This is a genomic window from Deltaproteobacteria bacterium (genome assembly GCA_003696105.1).
Taxonomy (GTDB): domain Bacteria; phylum Myxococcota_A; class Polyangia; order Haliangiales; family J016; genus J016.
Window position 1 is genome coordinate 1 of record RFGE01000176.1, and the last position, 6467, is coordinate 6467.

Genomic DNA, 6467 nt, shown 5'->3' on the forward strand with positions numbered 1-6467 from the left:
CAGTCGCAGGAGTTCGAATACCCGATTCAGGTGTGCGACGGTTGTCTGCAAACCAACGTCGGTCTGTGCAGTGCGCTCGATCCGGGCTTCGTCGCGTCGGCGTTCGAGTGTACTGGGCACCTGCAGGACATAGCGACGCAGTGCTGCGATGATGGCACCGGCAACCTGGTGTGTCCGGCCACATCGACGTCGGAAGAGTAGGATGACGGACTCCCTGCAGCGCCGCGCCCGCGGGCGGGGCGACCGCCGTCGTGCCGTCACGTCGCGCGGACAGCCGCCGCGCCGGCAGGTGAAATGCGCCGTGCGGCCGGCGGCCGGGCTGGTTCGCCGCCCATTCGTCGCATAGGATACGCGCCACTACACAGGAAGGTACTCGTGTTTACGGAGCATCTCAGGAAAGTGGTCGACCATGTAGACGGCGGCGTCGGCGCACTCATCATGGGCCTCGACGGGATCGCGGTCGACAGATACGTCCGCGACGGCGAGTCGATCGACATCGACACGATCGGGATGGAGTTTAGCTTCATCCTCACGCAGATTCGCAAGGCGAGCGAGGTCCTCGCCGTCGGCGACTTACAGGAGATCTCGATCAAAGCCGAGCAGCTCGTCATCGTGATCCGCATGCTCAACGCCGAGTATTTCATCGGCGTCGCGCTGCGCGCCGACGGCAATTTCGGCAAGGCGCGGTTCCTGCTGCGCGTCGTCGCACCGCGCCTGATCGCCGAACTCTAGGATCGTGGGCGGCCGGGCTCGACGCGGCCGGCGGCGGCGCATCCTCGTGCTGCACGGGCCGAACTTGAACCTGCTGGGCTCGCGCGATCCGTCGGTCTATGGCACGGCGACGCTGGCGGACGTCGACGCGGCGATCGCGCGGCGCGCGCGGGAGCGGGGGGCGGAAGCGGACTGCAGGCAGTCCAATCTCGAGGGCGAGCTGGTGTCCGCGATCCAAGCGGCGACCGGCCGGTACGACGCCATCGTGATCAACCCCGGAGGGTACTCGCACACCAGCGTGGCGATCCGCGACGCGCTCGAAGCGTGCGGCGTGCCGGCGGTCGAGGTGCACCTGTCCAACGTGCATGCGCGCGAGCCGTTCCGCCACACGTCGATCACCGCGGCGCGGTGCATCGGACAGATTGCCGGGTTCGGCGTCGATAGCTACCTGCTGGGACTGGACGCGGCGCTGGCACATGTGGAAGGGTTGGCAGCCGATGAGCACGACTCGCAAGCCACCGGCCGCCGGCCGCAAGACGGCCGCGAAGGCCGCTGACCGTCCCGCGGGGACCGGCAAGGCGGTTTCCGCCGAGAAGACCCGCACACAGGAAACCGTGGAACTCGTGCGCGAGCTGGCCACGGTCCTCGCGCGCCGCAACCTCGCGGAACTCATCGTGGAGTTGCCGGACGCGACCGTGACCCTGCGGTCCCATGCGCAAGCTGCCGCGCAGGCCGCCGCCGCGACGGCCGCGACGGCGCCCCTGGTCGTGGCGGCGCCGTCCGTCGCTCCGGCCGCGGTCGCCGCCGCCCCGGTTGCCGCGACGCCGGCCCGGGAACCGGACACCGCCGACGACAGCGCCGACGGAAAGTACCACATCGTCACGTCTCCGTTCGTCGGCACGTTCTATCGCGCGCCGAGTCCGGACGCCGACCCGTACGTCGAAGTCGGACAGCGCGTCGAAAAGGGCCAGGTGCTGTGCATCGTCGAGGCGATGAAATTGATGAACGAGATCGAGGCCGAGGTGTCCGGTGTCGTCGTCGCGATCCTCGTCGACAACGGTCAGCCCGTCGAGTACGGCCAGCCGCTGTTCAAGATCAATCCGGCCTGACCGCGCACCATGTTCAAGAAGGTGTTGATCGCGAATCGCGGCGAGATCGCGATGCGCATCATCCGCGCGCTGCGCGAACTCGGCGTGCGGTCCGTCGCGGTGTATTCGCAAGCGGACGCCGACGCGCTTCACGTCCGATTCGCCGACGAGGCGGTATGCATCGGGCCGCCGCCCGCCGCGCAAAGCTATCTGTCGATCCCGGCCATCATCAGCGCCGCCGAGATCACCGGCGCCGAGGCCATCCATCCCGGCTACGGATTCCTCGCGGAGAACGCCGAGTTCGCCGAAGTGTGCGCCAGGTGCGGCATTACGTGGATCGGCCCGCACTACTCGGTGATGCGCACGATGGGCGACAAGATTCGCGCCCGCGCGGCGATGAGCGACGCCGGCGTGCCCATCTTGCCCGGCTCCGGCGTGATCGAATCGGAGACGCAGCTGCGCGAGACGGTCGCGCGCGTCGGATTTCCGCTGATCATCAAGGCCGCGGCCGGCGGGGGCGGTCGCGGCATGAAGATCGTCGAGGACGAGTCGCGTCTGGTGCAGCTTTGGCAGCAGGCGCGGTCCGAGGCGCAGGCGGGATTCGGCAACCCGGACGTGTACGTCGAGCGCTACGTTCGCAACCCGCGCCATATCGAGGTGCAGGTTCTCGGCGACTCGCACGGCAACTACGCGCACCTGGGCGAGCGGGAATGCTCGATTCAGCGCCGCCATCAGAAGCTGGTCGAGGAGGCGCCGTCGGAAGTGCTGCGCGACGACGTCCGCGAGCGGTTGTTGTCATCGGCCGTCGCGGCGATCGCAGCGATCGACTACCAGAGCCTCGGCACCCTGGAGTTCTTGCTCGACGAGGACGGCAGCTTTTACTTCATGGAAATGAACACGCGGTTGCAGGTCGAGCACACCGTCACCGAGATGGTGACCGGGATCGACCTCGTGCGCGAGCAGGTGTTGATCGCTGCGGGCGAACCGCTGTCGTTCGGCGCGACGCGGCGGCCGCGCGGGCACTCGATCGAGCTGCGGATCAACGCCGAGGATCCCGAGACGTTCGCGCCGTCGCCGGGCCGAATCACCGGCCTCAATCTGCCCGGCGGCTTCGGTGTGCGGGTCGACACGCACATCTACGAGGGGTACGTCGTGCCTCCGTACTACGACTCGCTGCTGGCCAAGCTGATCGTCCGCGACAACGACCGGCCGCGCGCGCTGCGGCGCCTGCGCCGGTGCCTCGACGAGTTCGTCGTCGAGGGCATCCAGACGAACATCCCGTTCTTCCGGCGCTTGCTCGACGATCCGGATTTCCTGCAAAACCGCGTGGACACGGGGTTTGTCGGGCGGTTCCTGGCCACGCACGCAACATTGTAAAACTACACAATAAATGGAACCCCTTGCTTGACGGGGTTCTGGCGACCCCATAAGCTGACGCTATCCTTTGGGGACCGTCAGAACGTCCCGCCGAGGGGCGTCGTGTAGTCGTGCGCGTGCCGCGGGGGCGATCGAGCGCGTAAGCCATGGCCTTCAACAAGAACAAGGTGATGGACGCGGCCCGCAAGTACGTCGAGAAGGGCCAGGTCGACCGCGCGATCCGCGAGTACCGCAAGGTCGTGGAGCACGATCCGAAGGACGTCCGGGTCTGGCTCAAGATCGGCGATCTGTACGCGAAAAAGGGCGCCAAGGCGGAGGCGACCGAAACCTATCTGAAGGTCGCGAAGTTCTACAGCGAGCAGGGTTTCTACCTGAAGGCGGTCGCCGTCTACAAACAGATCCTCAAGCTCGACCCGCGCATGGTCGAGGTCAACCTGAAGCTCGCCGAGTTGTACCGGCAGCTCGGGCTCTTGTCCGACGCGATGCAGCACTTCGAGCGCGTCGCCGCCCATTTCCACCGCGAGGGCAAGACCCAGGAGGCGCTCGCGACGATCCGGCAGCTCGTCGACCTCGACCCGGACAACGTCGCCACCCGCATCAAGCTCGCCGAGCTGTACTCGAAGGAGGGCATGACGCAGGAGGCGATCGCGGAGTTCCGCCGCGCGTGTGACTACCTGCGCGAACACAACCGCCAGGACGATTTCATCAAGGTCGCCGAGCGGCTGCTGTGGCACGACAACAGCGACATCGCACTCAACCGGGAACTCGCGACGCTGTACTTGCGGCGCAACGACGCGCGGCGCGCACTCCAGAAGCTCCAGGCCTGTTTCAAGGCGGATCCGCGCGACGTCGAGACCCTGGCGCTGTTGGCGCAGGCGTTCCAGGCGCTCGACCAGAAGAGCAAGACGGTGTCGGTGCTCAAGGAGCTGGCGCGGGTGTTCACGGAAAACGGCCAGCGCGCGGAAGCGCTGGACGTGCATCGCAAGATTCTGATGTTCGCACCGGACGACCCGGATTCGCGCGCGGCGCTGGGCGAAGAGCCTCCGAGCCGGCCGAGCGAATCGATCCCGCGGGCGGCGGAGGTCGTGGAGTCGGCGCCGGTGCGGCGCGCGCGGACTGGCGCGGTGGGGCAGCCGACCGGTTCGATGCCGCTGGTCGAGGCCCCGGACGAGGAGTTCGAACTGGACGTCGACGGGCTGTCGGACGACGCCAGCGATGCGTTCGCGGCCGACATCGCGGTCGACGACGAGAGCTTCGAAGTTCCGGGGCCCGCGGTCGAGGCCAACGCCGACGAGATCGCGAAGATCCTCACGGAGACCGACGTCTACGTGAAGTACGGGCTGCAGCAGAAGGCGATCGACCACCTGCAGCGCGTGTTCGAACTCGACCCGCACAACGTCGAGGCGCGCGAACGGCTCAAGGACATCTTCGTATCCGATGGGCGCCTGCGCGATGCCGTCGCCGAACTCATCACGCTCGCCGAGTTGGTGGCACCGCAGGATCCGGCGCGCGCGGCCGACTATCTCGCCGAGGCAAACGGGCTCGCTCTCGGCGACGCGGACGTTGCCGCGTGCGCGCGGCGGTTGGGGGTCGCCGTCGACGGCGGCACGGGCGTCGAGATCGTCGACGACGAGTCCAGTGCGCTCGAGGTCGCGGTCGAGGACCTCGGAACAGGCGACGTGGCGGTGGTCGAGGAGGACGACTTCGACTTCGACGCCTACGAGTTTGGTGCCGGCGGGGGAGCGGCCGGCGAGGGCGAGGCCGAACTCGTCGCGGAGTTCGACGATGCCGGCGAGTTCGCGTTCGACGAGGTCGACGGTGCGGGGGCGGAACCGGGATACGACGGATTGGCTGCGACGGCGCCGGCGGCGCCGCTTCCCGCCGAGCCGGGCCAGGTCACGCAAGAGGTATCGCTGGACCAGCTCGAGCAGGAGTTCGCGGTGGAGGACGAGTTCGCGCTCGAGGACGCGTCGGTCGAGGAACTCGCGTTCGATTCCCCGGTGGCGGCTCCCGACGGAACGACGGAGTTGGCGGTCGACGACATCGAGTTCGAGCCGTCCGACGTGCGCGACCCGGCGGCCGACCTGGTCCGAACGTTCGACGATCCGCGCGCATTCGACGCAGCCCCGATCGAACTCGATCCGACGGACCTGCCGTCGGAGGTGCCGGGACCGCCGCTGGACGCGCCGGAACATCTCGATCCGGACGAGGATCTCGGCATCGATCTTGCGCCGCCGCGCTCGACACAGCCGACCGCGGCGACCGCGCAGGACGAGCCGTCCGGCACGAGCCTCGAGGACGACCTCGACGAGGCCGACTTCTTCGTGTCCCAGGGCCTGTACGACGAGGCGCGCGACATCCTCAACGGCCTGCTCGGCCGCTATCCGAACCACCCACTGATCCTCGCGAAGTTGCAGGATATCGATGCGCTCGCGGCCGGAGATCTCAGCGCTTCGCCGGTAGAACTCGGACCCGACCCGCTGGACCCCGGCCCGATTCCAGACGACCGGATCGAGAGTGAGCTCGCCGCACGAACCCGCGACGACGCGCAGCCGAGCCGCGTGAAGCTGCACCAAGAGGTCTCGGACGAGGATGCCGACACGCACTTCGATCTGGGGCTGGCGTACAAGGAGATGGGGCTGTACGCCGAGGCGATCAAGTCGTTCGAGAAAGTGCTCGACGTACAGCGGCGCGCCGTCGAGGCCAACCTCATGATCGGGCTGTGCCACCGGGAGCAGGGCGCATTTGCCGAGGCCGTTCAGCAGTTCAAAAACGGCCTGTACGTCGAGTCGATCACGGAAGCCGAGAAGCTCGGGCTGTACTTCGAGATCGGTGTGACGTACGAGATGATGGACGACCCGAGCGAGGCGCTGTACTTCTACGAGATGGTCGGCAAGAAGGAGCCGGGCTATCGCGACGTCGCCGAGCGGATCGCCCGAATGAAGGCGGCGTCGAAAGCGGGCAACGGCGCCCGGTCGCGCGCGCGCGCGCCGGCGCGCGCCGACGACGTGGACGCCGCGCTCGACGGGCTCATCGGCGGCGGGGCCGACGACGTGTCGCGGTCGTAGGGGCGGCGAGGGCGCGATCGCGCCGGCCGCTCGTCCGTGGGCGTTCGCTGGCCGGTCGCTCGGCCCGGGGCGTTCGCCGGGACGGCTGGCCAGCATCGCGGCCGGGCGTCTTGCGCGCAGGGATCCGCGCGCGCGGGACAGCCCTTAGGGGCCGTCCCTGAATGATGCGGTGCGACTCGGCCGGTCCCGGTCCCGGATCGGCCGAGCGGCCGAGCTTAGGGGC

General features: G+C 68.1%; 6 protein-coding genes. All 6 read left to right on the forward strand.

The window, feature by feature from the left end; translation table 11 throughout:
- On the forward strand, positions 1-201 hold a 201-nt coding region (locus D6689_11695), incomplete at its 5' end, for a hypothetical protein (protein RMH41163.1).
- A gap of 198 nt (positions 202-399) precedes the next feature.
- Positions 400-732: a hypothetical protein gene (locus tag D6689_11700; protein RMH41164.1), complete on the forward strand. Its 333-nt coding sequence runs from the start codon at positions 400-402 to the stop codon at positions 730-732.
- A 4-nt stretch (positions 733-736) separates the two neighbouring features.
- Positions 737-1267, forward strand: a complete 531-nt coding sequence (gene aroQ / locus D6689_11705) for a type II 3-dehydroquinate dehydratase (protein RMH41165.1) — start codon at positions 737-739, stop codon at positions 1265-1267.
- Positions 1209-1820 (forward strand): acetyl-CoA carboxylase biotin carboxyl carrier protein, encoded by a 612-nt coding sequence (accB, locus tag D6689_11710; GenBank protein RMH41166.1) that lies wholly within the window; start codon positions 1209-1211, stop codon positions 1818-1820. Before aroQ ends, accB begins: the two co-directional genes overlap by 59 nt.
- 9 nt (positions 1821-1829) lie before the next feature.
- Positions 1830-3176 carry an acetyl-CoA carboxylase biotin carboxylase subunit gene (accC, locus tag D6689_11715; GenBank protein RMH41167.1) on the forward strand — a complete coding sequence of 449 codons (1347 nt, stop codon included), beginning with the start codon at positions 1830-1832 and terminating at the stop codon, positions 3174-3176.
- Between the two features lie 146 nt (positions 3177-3322).
- Entirely contained in the window at positions 3323-6244 is a 2922-nt protein-coding gene (locus tag D6689_11720; GenBank protein ID RMH41168.1) for a tetratricopeptide repeat protein, read from the forward strand.
- Positions 6245-6467: the final 223 nt, after the last annotated feature.

Excerpts from the sequence above, each read along its gene's own strand:
- accB (RMH41166.1), top strand. The coding sequence starts at position 1,209 with ATGAGCACGACTCGCAAGCCACCGGCCGCCGGCCGCAAGACGGCCGCG.
- D6689_11720 (RMH41168.1), top strand. The coding sequence starts at position 3,323 with ATGGCCTTCAACAAGAACAAGGTGATGGACGCGGCCCGCAAGTACGTC.
- accC (RMH41167.1), top strand. The coding sequence starts at position 1,830 with ATGTTCAAGAAGGTGTTGATCGCGAATCGCGGCGAGATCGCGATGCGC.